14 protein-coding genes are annotated in these 16,580 nt (G+C 63.4%); 5 read left to right on the plus strand and 9 right to left on the minus strand.

Going from position 1 to position 16,580, the window contains the following annotated elements; genetic code table 11:
• Nucleotides 1-204: 204 nt before the first annotated feature.
• The 5 genes from rng to ACZYGA_RS05905 all read right to left on the minus strand — a co-directional run bounded on the left by rng (nt 205) and on the right by ACZYGA_RS05905 (nt 5,125).
• On the minus strand, nt 205-1,668 hold the full coding sequence (rng, locus tag ACZYGA_RS05885) for a ribonuclease G (protein ID WP_077371558.1): 1,464 nt from the start codon (nt 1,666-1,668) through the stop codon (nt 205-207).
• Nucleotides 1,669-1,807: 139 nt separating this feature from the next.
• On the minus strand, nt 1,808-2,488 hold the full coding sequence (locus tag ACZYGA_RS05890) for a Maf family protein (protein ID WP_479398577.1): 681 nt from the start codon (nt 2,486-2,488) through the stop codon (nt 1,808-1,810).
• Between the two features lie 87 nt (nt 2,489-2,575).
• Nucleotides 2,576-3,058 carry a rod shape-determining protein MreD gene (gene mreD, locus ACZYGA_RS05895; RefSeq protein ID WP_077371553.1) on the minus strand — a complete coding sequence of 161 codons (483 nt, stop codon included), beginning with the start codon at nt 3,056-3,058 and terminating at the stop codon, nt 2,576-2,578.
• The gene (gene mreC / locus ACZYGA_RS05900) at nt 3,058-4,023 is read right to left on the minus strand and encodes a rod shape-determining protein MreC (RefSeq protein WP_255304420.1); all 966 of its coding nucleotides are present in this window, start codon (nt 4,021-4,023) and stop codon (nt 3,058-3,060) included. Before mreC ends, mreD begins: the two co-directional genes overlap by 1 nt.
• Nucleotides 4,024-4,087: 64 nt before the next feature.
• On the minus strand, nt 4,088-5,125 hold the full coding sequence (locus ACZYGA_RS05905; RefSeq protein ID WP_043332576.1) for a rod shape-determining protein: 1,038 nt from the start codon (nt 5,123-5,125) through the stop codon (nt 4,088-4,090).
• A gap of 242 nt (nt 5,126-5,367) precedes the next feature.
• On the opposite strand from ACZYGA_RS05905, the gene gatC reads away from it, so the two are divergent.
• The 4 genes from gatC to ACZYGA_RS05925 all read left to right on the plus strand — a co-directional run bounded on the left by gatC (nt 5,368) and on the right by ACZYGA_RS05925 (nt 9,399).
• A complete protein-coding gene (gene gatC, locus ACZYGA_RS05910; RefSeq protein ID WP_077371550.1) occupies nt 5,368-5,655 on the plus strand; it encodes an Asp-tRNA(Asn)/Glu-tRNA(Gln) amidotransferase subunit GatC in 288 nt (95 codons plus the stop codon).
• Nucleotides 5,656-5,788: 133 nt separating this feature from the next.
• The gene (gene gatA, locus ACZYGA_RS05915; protein ID WP_077371547.1) at nt 5,789-7,267 is read left to right on the plus strand and encodes an Asp-tRNA(Asn)/Glu-tRNA(Gln) amidotransferase subunit GatA; all 1,479 of its coding nucleotides are present in this window, start codon (nt 5,789-5,791) and stop codon (nt 7,265-7,267) included.
• Nucleotides 7,267-8,721: an Asp-tRNA(Asn)/Glu-tRNA(Gln) amidotransferase subunit GatB gene (gene gatB, locus ACZYGA_RS05920; protein ID WP_077371544.1), complete on the plus strand. Its 1,455-nt coding sequence runs from the start codon at nt 7,267-7,269 to the stop codon at nt 8,719-8,721. Before gatA ends, gatB begins: the two co-directional genes overlap by 1 nt.
• A gap of 126 nt (nt 8,722-8,847) precedes the next feature.
• The gene (locus tag ACZYGA_RS05925; protein ID WP_084209232.1) at nt 8,848-9,399 is read left to right on the plus strand and encodes a cupin domain-containing protein; all 552 of its coding nucleotides are present in this window, start codon (nt 8,848-8,850) and stop codon (nt 9,397-9,399) included.
• Between the two features lie 123 nt (nt 9,400-9,522).
• Here ACZYGA_RS05925 and ACZYGA_RS05930 read toward each other — a convergent pair whose 3' ends face one another.
• Nucleotides 9,523-11,019: an aldehyde dehydrogenase gene (locus ACZYGA_RS05930; RefSeq protein WP_479398578.1), complete on the minus strand. Its 1,497-nt coding sequence runs from the start codon at nt 11,017-11,019 to the stop codon at nt 9,523-9,525.
• 121 nt (nt 11,020-11,140) lie between these two features.
• Nucleotides 11,141-11,926 (minus strand): gamma-glutamyl-gamma-aminobutyrate hydrolase family protein, encoded by a 786-nt coding sequence (locus ACZYGA_RS05935; protein ID WP_077371535.1) that lies wholly within the window; start codon nt 11,924-11,926, stop codon nt 11,141-11,143.
• A 257-nt stretch (nt 11,927-12,183) separates the two neighbouring features.
• Here ACZYGA_RS05935 and ACZYGA_RS05940 point away from each other — a divergent pair, with 257 nt between their 5' ends.
• Complete coding sequence (locus ACZYGA_RS05940) at nt 12,184-13,560, plus strand: glutamine synthetase family protein (protein WP_479398580.1); 1,377 nt, start codon at nt 12,184-12,186, stop codon at nt 13,558-13,560.
• Nucleotides 13,561-13,643: 83 nt separating this feature from the next.
• Here the strand turns inward: ACZYGA_RS05940 and ACZYGA_RS05945 are convergent, their stop codons facing one another.
• Both ACZYGA_RS05945 and ACZYGA_RS05950 read right to left on the minus strand, forming a co-directional pair.
• Entirely contained in the window at nt 13,644-14,936 is a 1,293-nt protein-coding gene (locus ACZYGA_RS05945) for an NAD(P)/FAD-dependent oxidoreductase (RefSeq protein ID WP_479398581.1), read from the minus strand.
• A gap of 192 nt (nt 14,937-15,128) precedes the next feature.
• Nucleotides 15,129-16,526, minus strand: coding sequence for a glutamine synthetase family protein (locus tag ACZYGA_RS05950; RefSeq protein ID WP_077371526.1), 1,398 nt, complete (start codon nt 16,524-16,526; stop codon nt 15,129-15,131).
• Between the last annotated feature and the right edge of the window lie 54 nt (nt 16,527-16,580).

Here is a 16,580-nt window from a genome sequence, read left to right on the forward strand (position 1 = left end):
CGGGTGGCACTTGCGGCTCATCCGAGGAAGAGGTCACACGCGGATCTCCGAGCAAACATGATGACACGCTACCTCACGCCTACGCAGGAGGGAGGCACCCGACCTCGAGGGCCATGCATCGCCCTGCTGTGCCAGCAGGGGGAACGAGTGTATCAATGCACCGATGGCGAGACTCCACCGGCGGAAACACAGATGGCGGGCACCTTACATGAGAACGATGTCATATTGCTCCTGAGTATAATGCGCCTCGACCTGGAAACGGATGGTCTTGCCGATGAAACTCTCGAGGTCCGCCACCGAGGCCGACTCTTCATCCAGCAGACGGTCCACCACATTCTGGGAGGCCAGCACCATGTAGGTATCCGGACTGTAGGCACGCTCTTCGCGCATGATCTCACGGAAGATCTCGTAGCAGACCGTCTCCGGCGTCTTGAGGGTGCCGCGCCCCTGGCAGGTCGGACAGGCTTCGCACAGCACCTGCTCCAGACTCTCGCGGGTACGCTTGCGGGTCAGCTGCACCAGCCCCAGTTCGGTCACGCCGGTCATCTTGTTCTTGGCATGGTCCCGCTCCAGCGACTTCTCGAGCACTCTGAGCACCTGACGCTGATGCTCGGCCTCTTCCATGTCGATGAAGTCGATGATGATGATGCCACCCAGATTGCGCAGACGCAGCTGGCGGGCTATCGCCGTGGCCGCCTCGAGATTGGTCTTGAAGATGGTCTCTTCAAGATTGCGATGCCCGACGAAGCCACCGGTATTGACGTCGATGGTGGTCATCGCCTCGGTCTGGTCGATCACCAGATAGCCGCCGCTCTTGAGCTGGACCTTGCGCCCCATCGCCTTGTGAAGCTCATCCTCGACGCTGAACAGATCGAAGATCGGCCGCTCGCCGGGGTAATATTCGATGCGCCCTTCCATGTCCGGCATGAATTCGCTGGAGAACTCCTTCAAGCGCAGATAGTTCTCGCGGGAATCGATGCGCACACGCTCGATCTCGTCTCGCATCACGTCACGCAGGGTACGCATGAACAGTGGCAGATCGTCATAGATCACGCTGGGCACGGCGGCAGTCAGACGCCGCTCGCTGACCTTGCGCCACAGCCGCAGCAGGAAATGCATGTCCTGCTTGAGCTCCGCCTCGCTGATGCCCTCGGCGGCCGTGCGCAGGATGAAGCCCCCCGGAGCGTCCGGGTCAAGCTCGGTCAGGCAGCGCTCGGTCATCTCCTTGAGCCGCTCACGCTCGACATCGCTCTCGATACGCTGCGACACCCCGGTGTGGGGAGAGTCGGGCATGTAGACCAGATAGCGGGATGGTACCGACAGATGCGTGGTCAGACGCGCGCCCTTGGTGCCGATGGGGTCCTTGGTGACCTGCACCACCAGCGGCTGACCTTCGCTGAGCAGCTCGCGGATCGACAGCTGCTCATCATGCGGGGTATGCGCGGGCATCACCTCCTGCGCATGGATGAAAGCGGCACGTTCGAGACCGATGTCCACGAATGCCGCCTGCATGCCGGGCAACACGCGCACCACCTTGCCGCGATAGATATTGCCGACGATACCGCGCCGACCGCTGCGTTCGATGAACGCTTCCTGCAGAACACCGTTCTCGACGACCGCAACGCGGGTCTCCATCGGTGTCAGGTTGATCAATACCTCGCCACTCATAGCGCAAGTCCTTGTAAAGTCGTTGCTTGCGATTATGACATAGCAAGGCAGCCCCCGGCTGTGGTCTATCGACTAACGATGTCACCGGCGGCTGATTTTCCACAATCCCCTCGGCGGCCCCCTGCCCGCCCGCCCACCGTCACGACTGCCAGCAGGCAATGCCCCTAGCCATGAGCAAGCGGGACGTCTCGTGCAATGGCAGCCCGACCACCGCGCTGTAACTGCCTTCAAGATGGCTGACGAAGATGGCGCCCAGCCCCTGGATCGCGTAGCCGCCGGCCTTGTCCGCGGGTTCTCCCGTGGCCCAGTACCGCGCGGCCTCCTCACGATGGATGGCGCGAAATGTCACGCGGCTCTCGACCAGCTCGCTCTCGCAGCACAGGGATGGTGACGGCTCGTTCGAGGCGGACGCCTGCTGACGATGGCAGAGCGTCACCGCGCTCAGGACCTGATGACGACGACCGGAAAGCGCCATCAGCATCTCGCGGGCATCCGCTTCATCGCGAGGCTTGCCCAGAATCCGGCCATCCAGCGCCAGGGCGGTATCGGCTCCGAGCACCACCGCCTCAGCCTCCCCCTTGTCCAATCGCCTGAATCCGGCCTGTGCCTTCTCACGCGCCATGCGCATGACGTAGTGCTCCGGCGACTCATCGGGACGAGGTGTTTCATCGATGTCGACCGGGGCCACCTCACACTTGACACCGATACTGGCCAGCAGCTCACGCCGACGCGGCGAGCCGGACGCCAGGACAAGACGTGGCGAACGTCCGAGAATCTCGGGCGCTGCGGGGGTTGCGACACTGGACGACGACGCTGACATGTCTCCCTCCTGAGCGGGTTTCTTGATCATGAGACAGCAGAAAGCCGCCCGAAGGGGCGGCTCTCAAGCATACGATATGCCACAAGCTCACGCCGTCAGTCGACGACGCAGCATCTGCAGCAGGGTGTAGAGCCAGGGCCACAGTGCACCACCGATCACCGCCGACAGCAGGAAGGACAGGCTCACTGGCCCGGCACCGAAGATGCTGCGCAACCACTGGTCCACCAGCTGCGCGATGCCCAGCACCACGATCACCAGCAAGGCCTGCTGCAGCAGTGAGTAGGCGCGGATGCGCTGGTAGAGCAACACGCCCATGAAGGCGGTCAGCGAGAGCACCAGCGCATTGTGCCCCAGCGGTGCCCCCTGCAGGACATCCAGCGCCAGGCCGAACAGGAAGCCATGGAAGACACCGACACTCTGCGGCGAGACGATGCACCAGTAGACCAGCATCAGGCCGAGCCACTGTGGACGCCAGATCAACCACACATCCGGCAAGGGCATGACCTGAAGACACAGGGCCAGCAGCAACGAGAACCAGCACAGCAAGGTGGTCTGGGGACGAAAGGCCATCAGTTGTTCTCCCCTGGCGCATTGGCGCTCTGCTGCGCCTCGGCATCCGCCGCGTCCTCGTCACCCGCGTCCGAAGCGGGCGCGGCGAGGTTGTCCTTGGGCAGCTCGTCAAGACTGTCATCCACGTAGAGGCTCTCCACGTCGACGGCGGGTGGCATCTGGATCAGGAAGTTGCGCGAACGCTCAAGCTGGGCAATGGGTTCGGCACTGACGCGAGCGAAGGGCTTGCCGGGGTCATGATAGACCTCGGTGACACGTGCCACCGGCAGGCCACGCGGAAAGCGCAGTGCGAGCCCGGAGGTCACCAGCAGGTCCCCGACACGGATATCCGCGGTGTCCGGCACGTGCAGCACATCCACCTGATCGATCTTGCCGCTGCCCTGGGCAATGAAGCGCAGGCCATTGCGATTGACCTCCACCGGCACGGCATGACTGGCATCACTGATCATCAGCACACGACTGTTGTAGGCCGACGTGGAGATGACCTGACCGACCAGCCCGTAGGCATCCAGTACCGGCAGGCCGATGCGCACGCCATCCTGCTCACCGCGATCCACCACCATGCGATGGGAGAACGGATCAGCATCAAGCGTCAGCAACTGGGACGTGATGTAGGGGATATCGCTGCGCTGACCGGCATTGAGCAATTCGCGCAGACGGGAATTCTCGGCAGACAGGCTCGCCATGCGTTGCACACGGCTGGACAGATTGAGCAGCTGCTCACGCAGTGCCCGGTTTTCATCGGCGAGCTTCTGCTGGTCGGCAAACACCAGTGCGCCCCAGCTGAGGCCCTCTGTAGGCAGACTGACCACCCATTGCACAGGGGAAACCAGTGTCGCCATGCTGGCACGCACGTCGACCATCCAGCTGAAGCGATCTTCGGCAAACATCAGCGCGAAGGACAGCACCGCACACAACAGCATGCGATAGCCGGGCACGGGGCCACGCGTGAACAGGGGTTTGATAGCACTTCCTCCGACAGGCCGGGACCAGCCGTACAGCACACAGCATGCCCGGCCCCGGACGAGGTCAATCGCTCGACAGCAGCTCGAAGGTGTGCTGATCGATCATTTCCAGCGCCTTGCCACCGCCACGCGCCACGCAGGTCAGCGGGTCTTCGGCGATGATCACCGGCAGGCCCGTCTCTTCCGCGATCAACTTGTCGATGTCACGCAGCAGCGCACCACCGCCGGTCAGCACCAGACCGCGCTCGGCGATGTCGGATGCCAGCTCCGGTGGAGACTGCTCGAGCGCGCTCTTGACCACCGAGACGATGGCCGCCAGCGGCTCCTGCAGCGCATCGAGAATCTCGTGGGAGTTGAGCGTGAAGGAGCGTGGAATGCCTTCGGCCAGATTGCGACCGCGCACGTCGATCTCGCGCAGCTCGCCGCCCGGGTAGGCACAGCCGATCTCTTCCTTGATGCGCTCGGCCGTCGCTTCGCCGATCAGGCTGCCGTAATGGCGACGCACGTAGGAGGTGATGGCTTCGTCGAAACGGTCGCCGCCGATGCGTACCGACTCGGAGTAGACCACGCCGTTGAGCGAGATGATGGCGATCTCGGTGGTACCACCACCGATGTCGACCACCATGGAGCCCATGGCTTCCTCGACGGGAAGACCAGCACCGATCGCGGCCGCCATGGGCTCCTCGATCAGGTAGACCTCACGCGCACCGGCCCCTTCGGCCGATTCCTTGATGGCGCGGCGTTCGACCTGGGTCGACATGCACGGCACGCACACCAGAACGCGAGGGCTGGGCGTCAGGAAGGTGCTCTGATGCACCTTGCGGATGAAATGCTGGAGCATCTGTTCGGTGACGGTGAAGTCGGCGATGACGCCGTCCTTCATCGGGCGGATGGCCGTGATATTGCCGGGGGTACGCCCCAGCATGCGCTTGGCATCGGCACCGACAGCCGCGACGCTGCGGGCATTCCCGGATTGGCGAATGGCAACGACGGAGGGCTCGTCGAGCACGATACCGCGACCGCGCACATAAATGAGCGTGTTGGCGGTACCCAGATCGATCGACAGATCGCTCGAGAACAGCCCACGTAAACGTTTAAACATGGAAGTTGATCACCTAGTCCAGACCGGAACCCTGTGCAGACGCGAACGGTACCATTGCCACCCCATGGCGGCAAGCTGACACGCCTGCCAGCGCGCCGCAGATGTGGTACATTTCACGCCGAATCACACTGTGACAGCGCAACGGGCGAGCAGTTGCCTCACCGCTGGCCAACGCCAGGTCACCGAGCAGACTGCACTCGCCGTTACCTCAAGCCTCACGAAGCCAAGACAGGGAAACTTCCATGGCCCTTGAACATTCAGATGTGCTGCGTGCCGCTCACCTCGCACGCCTGGGTCTTGCCTCGCAGGATGCCGAAGCCTATGTCGCGGATCTTGATCGGATTCTCGCCATGGTCGACCAGCTGCAACAGGTCGACACCGACGGCGTCGCTCCCCTGGCGCACCCGCTGGAAGCCACGCAACGCCTGCGTGCCGACGAAGTCACCGAGTCAAATCAGCGCGAGCGTTTTCAGCAGGTGGCTCCGGCCACAGAACAGGGGCTGTATCTGGTACCGCGCGTCGTCGAGTGATCACGCCTGGCCGATCCCTCACGTGAGGTGAGAGACCGCCAGACCTGATACCACGCCACGCGGCACGCCCCGTCCGCCCCCGGAATTTCCGCGTGCGATGCCCTTTGCATCGTGTGCACAGATGGAATCGAACATGTCATCGTCCATTGCACTACATGACAAGACGCTCAGTGAGCTGGCGCAAGGCCTCGAGGCCGGCGAGTACACCAGTCGCGAGCTGACGGAAGCCTTCCTGGCCCGTATCGAACGCCTCGACGGCGAGCTCAACAGCTACATCACCCTGTGCCGTGAAGAGGCGCTGCGCGAGGCCGATGCCGCGGACGCCAGGCGTGCCGCCGGCAATGCCGCGCCGCTGACCGGCGTGCCGATGGCCATCAAGGACATCTTCTGCACCGAGGGTGTGCGCACCAGCTGCGGCTCGAAGATGCTCGACAACTTCATCTCCCCCTACGACGCCACCGTGATCGAGAAGCTCAAGGCGGAAGGCGTGGTGATGCTGGGCAAGACCAACCTCGATGAGTTCGCGATGGGCTCCTCGAACGAGAACAGTTACTACGGTCCGGTCAAGAACCCGTGGGACCTGTCCGCCGTCCCGGGTGGCAGCTCCGGCGGCAGCGCCGCTGCCGTCGCCGCAGGCCTCGCCCCGGCGGCACTGGGCACCGACACCGGCGGCTCCATCCGCCAGCCGGCCGCCTTCTGTGGCATCACCGGCCTCAAGCCGACCTACGGCCGCGTCTCCCGCTACGGCATGATCGCCTATGCCTCCAGTCTCGATCAGGGTGGCCCGATGGCACGCTCCGCCGAGGACTGCGCGCGCCTGATGAACGTGATCGCCGGCGCCGACCCGCGTGACTCCACCAGCGTGGTACGTGGCGTGCCGGACTACGTCGAAGGCCTGGACTATGACCTCAAGGGCCTGAAGATCGGCCTGCCGAAGGAATATTTCGGCGACGGCCTGTCAGCGGAGGTCGAAGCCTCCGTGCGTGCCGCGATCAAGGTCTTCGAGGATGCCGGTGCCAGCGTGCAGGAAATCTCCCTGCCGCATACCCACCTGGCCATCCCGACCTACTACGTGATCGCACCGGCCGAGGCCTCCTCCAACTTGTCGCGTTACGACGGCGTGCGTTTCGGCCACCGCTGCGCGGACCCGCAGGACCTGGAAGACCTCTACAAGCGCACTCGCGAGGAAGGCTTCGGCGACGAGGTGAAGCGCCGCATCCTGATCGGCACGCACACCCTGTCCGAAGGCTTCTTCGATGCCTACTACATCAAGGCCCAGAAGGTGCGTCGCCTGATCCGTCAGGACTTCCTCGATGCCTTCGACCAGGTCGATGTGCTGATGGGGCCGGCGGCACCGACCCCGGCGTTCGATCTCGGCGCGCACAAGGACCCGCTGTCCATGTACCTGCAGGATCTCTACACCATCGCCATCAACCTGGCGGGCATTCCGGGCATCAGCGTGCCGGCCGGTCTGGCTGGCAAGCGCCCGGTGGGCCTGCAGATTCTCGGCCCGCACTTCGGTGAGCAGACCCTGCTGGGCGTCGCGCACCAGTTCCAGCAAATCACCGACTGGCACCGCCAGCGCCCGGAATTCGGACAGGAGCAAGCCTGATGCAATGGGAAGTCGTAATCGGGCTTGAGGTTCACGCTCAGCTCGCCACCCAGTCAAAGATCTTCTCCGGCTCGTCCACCACCTACGGTGCCGAGCCCAACACCCAGGCCAGCGCCGTCGATCTCGGCCTGCCGGGCACCCTGCCGGTGCTCAACGAGCAGGCCGTGGCCATGGCCGTGCGCTTCGGCCTCGCCGTCAATGCCGCCGTGGCCGGCCGTTCGGTGTTCGAGCGCAAGAACTACTTCTATCCGGATCTGCCCAAGGGCTACCAGACCAGCCAGATGGATCAGCCCATCGTCGGGCCGGGTGAACTCGAGATCCTGCTCGAGGATGGCACGCGCAAGTCGATCCGCATCCACCATGCCCACCTCGAGGAAGACGCCGGCAAGTCGCTGCACGAAGACTTCCAGGGCATGACCGGCATCGACCTGAACCGTGCCGGCACACCGCTGCTGGAAATCGTCTCCGAGCCGGACATGCGCTCCGCCAAGGAAGCGGTGGCCTACGTCAAGGCGATCCACGCCATCGTGACGTATCTCGGCATCTCCGATGGCAACATGGCCGAAGGTTCCCTGCGTTGCGACGTCAACGTCTCGGTGCGTCCCAAGGGGCAGGAAGCCTTCGGCACCCGCGCGGAGATAAAGAACGTCAACTCCTTCCGCTTCATCGAGCGCGCCATCCACTTCGAGGTGGAGCGTCAGATCGAGCTGATCGAGGACGGCGGCAAGGTCGTGCAGGAAACTCGCCTGTATGATCCGGATGCCGACGAGACGCGCAGCATGCGCACCAAGGAAGAAGCCAACGACTACCGCTACTTCCCGTGCCCGGACCTGCTGCCGGTGGAAGTCGACGACGCCTACATCGAACACCTGCGCCAGACTCTGCCGGAGCTGCCGGCCGAGAAGCGCGCACGCTTCGAGGGCGAACTGGGGCTGTCCGCCTATGATGCCAGCGTGCTGTCCGCCAGCCGTGAGATGGCCGACTTCTTCGAGGAAGTGAAGGATGTCTGCGGCGACGCCAAGCAAGCCGCCAACTGGGTGCAGGGCGAACTGGCCGGGCGTCTCAACAAGGAAAATCTCGACATCACCGTGAGCCCGGTCTCGGCAGCCCAGCTGGGGGGCCTGATCAAGCGTATCGTCGATGAGACCATCAACGGCAAGGCCGCCAAGCAGGTGTTCGCCGCGCTGTGGGATGGCGAAGGCGAGAGCGCCGACGAGATCATCGAGTCACGTGGCCTCAAGCAGGTCACGGACACCGGTGCCATCGAGGCAGTGGTCGACCAGGTGATCGCCGACAATCCGGCTCAGGTGACCCAGTATCAGGAAGCCGAACCGGACAAGCGTGGCAAGATGATCGGCTTCTTCGTCGGTCAGGTGATGAAGGCCTCACGCGGCACCGCCAACCCGCAACAGGTCAACAAGGTGCTCAAGGAAAAGCTGGACAGCCTCAGCTGATCCCGCGCCTCTGAGTCATCCTGTCGCTGCATGCAACGGCCAGTCACGGACATCCCGAGGCTGGCCGTTGTCGCTCAAGGACTCAAGGCATTTCCAGTCAATCGTCGCTTCGCGAAGGAAGTTCTGATGGCAGATGATGTCGGTGCGCGCCTGCGGGCGCTGCGTACGCTGCGGGGCATCTCGCAACGCGAGCTGGCCAAGCGCTGTGGGGTGACCCATTCGAGCCTGTCACTGATCGAACAGGGCAAGGTCAGCCCCTCGGTCAGCTCACTGTCCAAGATTCTCGCCGCCATTCCCATGAGCATCGGTGATTTCTTCACCATGGAACTCGAGAACACCGCCAAGGTGTTCTATGGCGAAGAGGAGCTGACGAACGTGGGCAGCGGAGAGGTGGTCTTCAAACTGGTCGGGGCCAAGCGTCAGGATCGCAATCTGTCGTTCATGATCGAGACCTACCCGCCTGTCAGTGACACCGGCCGCGAGATGATCACCCATCAGGGAGAGGAAGCCGGGGTGGTCATCGAAGGCGAGATCGAGATCACCATCGGCAGCGACACCCGGGTATTGAAAGCCGGTGAAGCCTACTACTTCGATACCAATGTGCCGCATCGCTTTCGCAACATCGGCGAAGTCGAGTGCCGTCTGGTCAGCTGTGCGACGCCGGCACGCATGTTCTAGACCTTGCGGCAAACACTTGCGGCAGATGACAACAGAAAAGAGGCCACGCGATCGCGTGGCCTCTTTTCGTGCTGCACGGTGTTTCCGCCAACGCGTGACAGCCCGGTTCGGCCCGGTTTCAGTTCAGCTCAGCGCGATCCAGACACTCTTGAGCTGGGTGTATTCCGCCAGCGAGTGATGGGACTTGTCGCGGCCGTTGCCGGACTGTTTCACGCCGCCGAAGGGCATGCTCTGATCGCCCCCCGCCCAGTTGTTGACGAAGACCTGGCCGGATTCGAGACGATGGGTCATGCGCATGATGCGGCCGATGTCCTGGCTCCAGAGCCCCGCCGCCAGTCCGAAATCACTGTCATTGGCCAGCGCCAGCGCCTCCTCTTCGGTCTCGAAGCCGAAGACCGACAGCACCGGCCCGAAGATTTCCTCACGGCCGATCACCATCTCGGGCGTGACGCCATCGAAGACCACCGGACGGATGAACAGCCCCGGCCCGGCAACGTCTTCGCCGCCGGCACGCAGCACCGCCCCCTCCTCGATCCCCTTGCGGATGTAGCCCATCACGCGCTCATGCTGGGTGCTGTCGACCATCGCCCCCATGAAGCTTGTCGGGTCCAGCGGGTCGCCCGGCTGCATGCGCTCGGCAGCCGCCACCACCTTGGCGACGAAGGCGTCGCGGATCGAGTTTTCCACCAGCAGGCGGGAACCGGCGATGCAGACCTCACCCTGGTTGTAGAAGATGGCGGCAGCGGCACTCTCCGCCACGCGATCCAGATCCGCGCAATCGGCGAACACGATGTTGGGGCTCTTGCCACCGCACTCCAGGAAGACACGCTTCAGGTTCGACTGTCCGGCATACTGCATCAGCTGCTTGCCGACGGTGGTGGAACCGGTGAAGGCCAGACACTCGACGTCCATCGACAGGGCCAGCGCACGCCCGACGGTATGCCCGAAGCCCGGCAACACCTGGAAGACGCCACTCGGGAGACCTGCCTCACGTGCGAGTGCCGCCAGACGCAGCGCTGACAGTGGTGACTTCTCCGACGGCTTGAGGATGACACTGTTGCCCGCGGCCAGCGCCGGCGCGACCTTCCAGGCCGTCATCATCAGCGGGAAGTTCCACGGCACGATGGAGGCCACCACCCCCAGCGGCTCGCGCAGCACCAGCCCCAGCACCTGCTCGCCGGTCGGCGCGACCTCGCCGTACAGCTTGTCGATGGACTCGGCCTGATGGCGGATCGAACCGATCGCTCCCGCCACATCATCCAGCGCGCTGGTGATCGGCTTGCCCATGTCGAGGGTATCCAGCAGCGCCAGCTCATCCTGGTGTGCCTCCATCAGGTCCGCCAGCCTGAGCAGCACGCCCTTGCGCTCGACAGGCGCCATGCGCGACCAGCCCCCCCTCTTGAAGGCGGCGCGCGCATGTCGGACGGCGATCTCGGCATCGGCGCCGTCACAGCTGGCCACCTTCGCCAATCGTTTCCCAGTGGCCGGATTGAGGCACTCGAAGGTCTCGCCGCTGACCGCCGGCACGAAGTCATCGTTGATGAAGGCATTGCCTTGCAGTTGCGGCGTCAGACGGGCGGCGAGCGCCTGCCAATCGGTCAATGTCCGGGGACGGCTCATGATCAGGATTCCGAAGTCAGGTAAGAGGGGGGCAGGTCACACGAGAACGCAGGAGAGGCAGCCAGCGCCGTGTCATCCTGCAGCGTCTGCAGGCGCGCGGGACACGGCTTCGTCGTCATCTTCACGACGGCTGACGAGGTGTCTCCTCAGCGGATGATGCTTGCCTGGACCTGTCCCGACAGGCCGCGGCAAATCCTTCCAGAATCGCCTGATACAGCGGATGCTGACGTGGCTTCCATTCGGGGTGCCATTGCACCGCCAGCGTGAAGGCTCCCGCTGCGATGATCGAGATCGCCTCCACCAGACCATCCGGAGCGACCGCTTCGACACGCAGCCCCTCGCCCAGCCGCGCGATCCCCTGCTGATGCACGGAATTGACCCGCGCCTCAGGCGCGGCGTACAACTCGGCCAGCCGCCCGCCCGGCAGGATGCTGATGCCATGGGAGGGGGCGAACTGCACGTCGAGATCGCCCTCGGGCTCACGATGATCCCTCAAGCCGGGCACGTTCTGCACCGCCTGATGCAGGCTGCCACCAAAGGCGACGTTCAGCTCCTGAAAGCCGCGACAGATACCCAGCAACGGCAGTTGCAACTCGAGCGCCAGCGGTACCCAGGCCATGGCTGACGCATCTCGTGCCGTGTCTTCGTAGGTATTCTCCGGCGCGATGGCCTCGCCATACCGCGCCGGGTGCACGTTGGAATAGCTGCCCGTCAGCAGCAACCCATCCAGTCGCGCCAGCAGCGCTCTGGCCGAGTCAGCCATGACGTCTTCCCATACCGGGATCACCAGTGGCTCCAGTCCGAATTCGCGCAGGGCACTGACGTACTTGTCAGTCACCATGTGCGCCGGATGGCCTTCAATCGTGCGACGGCAGGCGATCACACCCACCAGAGGGCGAGACGTCATGGGTTCTCCTTCAGGGGCCGCTCATGCACCCCGGTCATTTGGTATGTTTTATTCAACATCGATTGAACTGACATCCTTGCCAATCAGGCACGAAGGCAATCTCAAGCAAGGGGAAACCACGGGATAGAGATCGAAACAAAGCGCCTCAGCCGATGATACTGCCTCGAGGGTGCAACGGGTAAGCGCTGTGAATTATTTGACAACACGGGATGGCGTGGCGATATATGATGTGCCACCACCCGCTCACAGGACCCCCCATGAACAGCCTTCACGTCGATGAGGCCAGAGAGTTTCTGGACCGCCATCCGGAAATCGAGAGCATCGACCTGCTGATCAGTGATATCAGCGGCATCCAGCGCGGCAAGCGTATCCCACGCGAGAATCTGGAAAAGGCCTACGAGCAGGGCATCAACCTGCCAGGCTCCGTCTTCGCGATCGATATCGCCGGCAACACCATCGAAGAGACCGGTCTGGGTCTGGAGACCGGGGATGGGGATCAGGTCTGCCGCCCGATCCCCGGCACCTTGATGCCAGCCCCCTGGCTGCGCGGCGGCAAGCAAGGCCAGCTGTTGATGAACATGCGCGATGACAGGGACGGCCCCTTCTTCGCGGACCCCCGCAATCAGCTGCAGAAACAGGTCGATATTCTGGCCGGGATGGGGCTGACCGCCGTCGTCGCGCTGGAACTGGAGTTCTATCTCGTGGATCGTGAGCGCGATGACCTGGGCATGGTGCAGCCGCCCTGCTCTCCGCTCACGGGTGAGCGCGCCACGGAAAGCCAGCTCTACTCCATCGGAGAGCTGGATGAATATGCCGACTTTCTGGAAGAGATCCAGGATGCCGCACGCATCCAACAGCTGCCGCTGGATACCGCGCTCAAGGAGTGCGCCCCGGGTCAGTTCGAGATCAACCTGATTCATCTCGACGACGTCATGAAGGCCTGTGACAGCGCCGTCCTGCTCAAACGCCTGATCAAGGGTGTCGCCCTGCGTCATGGCTTCGACGCGACCTTCATGGCCAAGCCGTACGGTGATGAAGCCGGCAATGGCATGCATGCGCACCTGAGCCTGGTGGACCGCGATGGACACAATATCTTCGCAGACCCCGGCGAGAATCCTCTGGGCACCGAGACCCTGCGTCACGCCATCGGTGGCCTGCTGGAACTCATGCCCGCCTCCATGGCGCTGTTTGCCCCCAACCTGAATTCCTATCGCCGTTTCCAGCAGGGCCTGTACGTACCGATGGCGCCCACCTGGGGATTCGACAACCGCTCGGTCGCCATCCGCATTCCCTCCGGCCCCAATGAGGCGCGTCGGCTGGAGCATCGGGTCGCCGGGGCTGACGTCAATCCCTACCTGCTGCTGGCGACGCTGCTGGCCTCCATCATCCATGGCATCACCCATCGGATCTCCCCGGGGGAGCCGGTGACCGGCAATGCCTATGATCAGTTCGAGCCCAGCCTGACCAACAGCTGGCCCGAGGCCCTGACGCTGCTGGAGGAAAGCGCTCCCCTCACGGCCGCTTTCAGCGAGCGCTTCCTGAATGTCTTCATTGCCGGTCGCCGGGCGGAGCGCGAGGCCGCGATGCAGATCATCAGCCGTCTGGAATACGACTGGTACCTGCGCAGCATCTGAGGCGCCTCACCCCGGACACGCTTGCCCAGTGGGCATTCCGGCCGGAGCGCGCCCACTGGGCCTGACCTCCCGCTTCGAGTGCGTCAGAGGCCGAGCCTGTCGCGTGTCTGGTAGTACCAGGCTCCCACGGCAGACAGCGGCACTCGCAACAGTCGTCCCCCGGGGAACGGCAGATGCGGCAGGTTCGCGAAGGCATCGAAGCGACCCTCACGCCCCCTCATCACCTCGCTGATCAGTCGTCCGGCGAGGTGACTGCAGGTCACGCCATGCCCGGAATACCCCTGGGCGTAATAGACATTGTCATTGAGCACGCCGAACTGCGGCAGTCGATTGAGCGTCATCAGGAAGGTTCCGCTCCAGGCGTAGTCGATCCTGACACTGGCCAGCTGCGGGAAGACCTTGAGCAGCTTGGGCCGAATCAGGGACTCGATATCGGCGGGGTCTTCACCGCCGTAGTTGACACCGCCCCCGAAGAGAAGACGGTTGTCGCGAGTCAGGCGGTAGTAATCCAGCAGATAGTTGCAGTCCTCCACCGCCATGCCATTGGGCAGCAGCCCGTGCGCCACGTCATCCGCCAACGGCTCGGTGGCGATGATCTGCGTGCCGCAGGGCATCGACTTGCCCTCGAGCTCCGGCAGCACGCCGTGAAGATAGGCATTGCCCGCCATCACCACACGCTCGGCCCGGATGGCGCCAGCGGCCGTCCTGAGCACGACCGGACTGCCATGCTCGAGACTCACCAACGGGCTATGTTCGAAGATCACCCCGCCGAGGGACTCGAAGGCCGCGGCCTCGCCCAGCACCAGATTGAGCGGATGGAGATGGCCGCCGGAGTGGTCGACCAGGGCGCCCGTATACCCTTCGGCGCTCACTTCACGCTGGTAGGCATCCCCTTCCAGCAATTCGAGACTGGTATTGCCATAGCGCTCCCAGAGGGCCTTGTGCTCCTTGAGTCCCTTGAGCTGACGAGCGTTGCAGGCGGCAAAGAGGTTGCCGTCGCGCAGATCACAGTCGATGGCATAGTCAGCGATGCGGTCCCGAATGATGCGATTGCCCTCAAAGGCCATGTCGCCCAATGCCTGCGCCGTCCGTGCGCCGAAGCGCGCCTCGATCACGTCCATGTCGCGACTGTAACTGTTGACGATCTGCCCGCCATTGCGACCCGAGGCCCCATACCCCACGCAGGCGGCCTCCATCACCATCACCTTGAGCCCCTGCTCGGCCAGGTGCAGTGCCGCCGAGATTCCCGTGAAGCCAGCGCCGACCACGCAGACATCGCAGCTGACCTCACCGGACAACGGCGGGCGCTCGGGGGCGGCATTGGCGGAAGCGGCATACCAGGAGGCGGCAGGCTCCAGGGGGGTAGTGGCACTCATGACAGCATCCTTGTGGTAGACCAGATCAACCTGCGAACAAGACATCTTGCAGATACACACCATGAGCGCCGGACTGACGCGTCATGCCTCTCACTGACGACAACCCTTCTTCCGCCCGCCTCTTCCCCTGAACCTCGGGAGGCCACGACGGATGTCGTGGCCTCCCGGTATCCATTGGCGTACCGCAGGGGTCTAGACACGCAGCAGCAGGTGCTCACGCTCCCAGGAGCTGATGACCTGGAAGTATTCCCCATGCTCGGCACGCTTGACGGCCAGATAACTCTTCACGAAGCGCTCGCCGAGGATGTTGGCCAACGGCGTACAGGCATGCAGAGCATCGAGTGCCGGGCCGATATCGTCCGGCAGGGTATTGCCGCCCTCCCAGGCCGAGCCGACCACCGGAGGGCGCGGCTCGATCCGCTCCATCATTCCCAGATAGCCACACGCCAGCGAAGCCGCCATCACCAGATAGGGATTGGCATCGGCGCCCGCCAGGCGATTCTCGACCCGCGTACCCGCCGCGTCCGATACCGGCACCCGCAGGCCCACGGTGCGGTTGTCCAGGCCCCACTCGACATTGATGGGTGCGGAGCCGCTGGTGTCATTGCGCATCAGACGCCGATAGGAATTGACGTTGGGGGCGAAGAACGGCATCGCGGCGGGCAGATAGGTCTGCAGGCCCCCGATGAAGTGACGGAACAGCGTGCTCGGCTGACCCGACGCATCGGCAAACAGGTTATTGCCTGACTCGACATCCACCAGGCTCTGGTGAATATGCATCGAACTGCCCGGCTGATAGGCCATCGGCTTGGCCATGAAGGTCCCGTACATGCCATGTCGCAGCGCCGTCTCCCGCAGGGTGCGCTTGAACATCACCACCTGGTCAGCGAGAGAAAGAGCATCCCCATGCTCGAAATTGACCTCCATCTGCCCCGCTCCCTCTTCATGGATCAGGGTGTCGAGATCCAGCCCCATCGCCTCGCAGTAGTCATACATCTCCTCGAACAGTGGATCGAATTCATTGACCGCATCGATGGAGAAGGACTGACGGCTGCTCTCCTGCCGACCGCTGCGGCCGATGGGCGGTTCCAGCGGATAATCGGAGTCGGTATTGGTCTTGACCAGATAGAACTCGGCCTCCGGCGCCACCACCGGCTGCCAGCCCTGTTCGGCATACAATGCCAGTATCCGTTTGAGCACATAGCGTGGCGACAGCTCGACCGGCTCACCATTCAGGTAATAGCAATCGTGGATGACCTGTGCGGTGGGGTCTTCCGCCCACGGCACCAGATAGAGCGCATTCACGTCCGGAATCAGCTGCATGTCCTGTTCGGCCGGATTCCAGAAGCGGCTGTCTTCATCATCCGGATAGCCTCCCGTGACGGTCTGGATGAACAGCGAATCCGGCAGGCGTGGCCGCCCACCATTGAGGTACTTGCGCGCAGGCATGATCTTGCCCTTGAGAATGCCGGTCAGATCCGTGACCAGACATTCCACCTCGGTGATACCGTGAGCGGCGAACCATTCCTGCAGGATCGCGTCATCATCTTCATGACCCGGCTGCTCGTGACCCACGTGATTGACACTCATAACACCTTCCTTGAACACCGCAGGCAGCGCCTGCGGTCAATGACGAGATGCCCG

The organism is Cobetia sp. BL01, from assembly GCF_056493605.1.

What these genes read in the sequence shown, in the direction of transcription:
- rng (WP_077371558.1), bottom strand. Translation starts at nt 1,668, where the DNA reads ATGAGTGGCGAGGTATTGATCAACCTGACACCGATGGAGACCCGCGTT.
- ACZYGA_RS05890 (WP_479398577.1), bottom strand. Translation starts at nt 2,488, where the DNA reads ATGTCAGCGTCGTCGTCCAGTGTCGCAACCCCCGCAGCGCCCGAGATT.
- mreD (WP_077371553.1), bottom strand. Translation starts at nt 3,058, where the DNA reads ATGGCCTTTCGTCCCCAGACCACCTTGCTGTGCTGGTTCTCGTTGCTG.
- ACZYGA_RS05905 (WP_043332576.1), bottom strand. Translation starts at nt 5,125, where the DNA reads ATGTTTAAACGTTTACGTGGGCTGTTCTCGAGCGATCTGTCGATCGAT.
- gatC (WP_077371550.1), top strand. Translation starts at nt 5,368, where the DNA reads ATGGCCCTTGAACATTCAGATGTGCTGCGTGCCGCTCACCTCGCACGC.
- gatA (WP_077371547.1), top strand. Translation starts at nt 5,789, where the DNA reads ATGTCATCGTCCATTGCACTACATGACAAGACGCTCAGTGAGCTGGCG.
- gatB (WP_077371544.1), top strand. Translation starts at nt 7,267, where the DNA reads ATGCAATGGGAAGTCGTAATCGGGCTTGAGGTTCACGCTCAGCTCGCC.
- ACZYGA_RS05925 (WP_084209232.1), top strand. Translation starts at nt 8,848, where the DNA reads ATGGCAGATGATGTCGGTGCGCGCCTGCGGGCGCTGCGTACGCTGCGG.
- ACZYGA_RS05930 (WP_479398578.1), bottom strand. Translation starts at nt 11,019, where the DNA reads ATGAGCCGTCCCCGGACATTGACCGATTGGCAGGCGCTCGCCGCCCGT.
- ACZYGA_RS05935 (WP_077371535.1), bottom strand. Translation starts at nt 11,926, where the DNA reads ATGACGTCTCGCCCTCTGGTGGGTGTGATCGCCTGCCGTCGCACGATT.
- ACZYGA_RS05940 (WP_479398580.1), top strand. Translation starts at nt 12,184, where the DNA reads ATGAACAGCCTTCACGTCGATGAGGCCAGAGAGTTTCTGGACCGCCAT.
- ACZYGA_RS05945 (WP_479398581.1), bottom strand. Translation starts at nt 14,936, where the DNA reads ATGAGTGCCACTACCCCCCTGGAGCCTGCCGCCTCCTGGTATGCCGCT.
- ACZYGA_RS05950 (WP_077371526.1), bottom strand. Translation starts at nt 16,526, where the DNA reads ATGAGTGTCAATCACGTGGGTCACGAGCAGCCGGGTCATGAAGATGAT.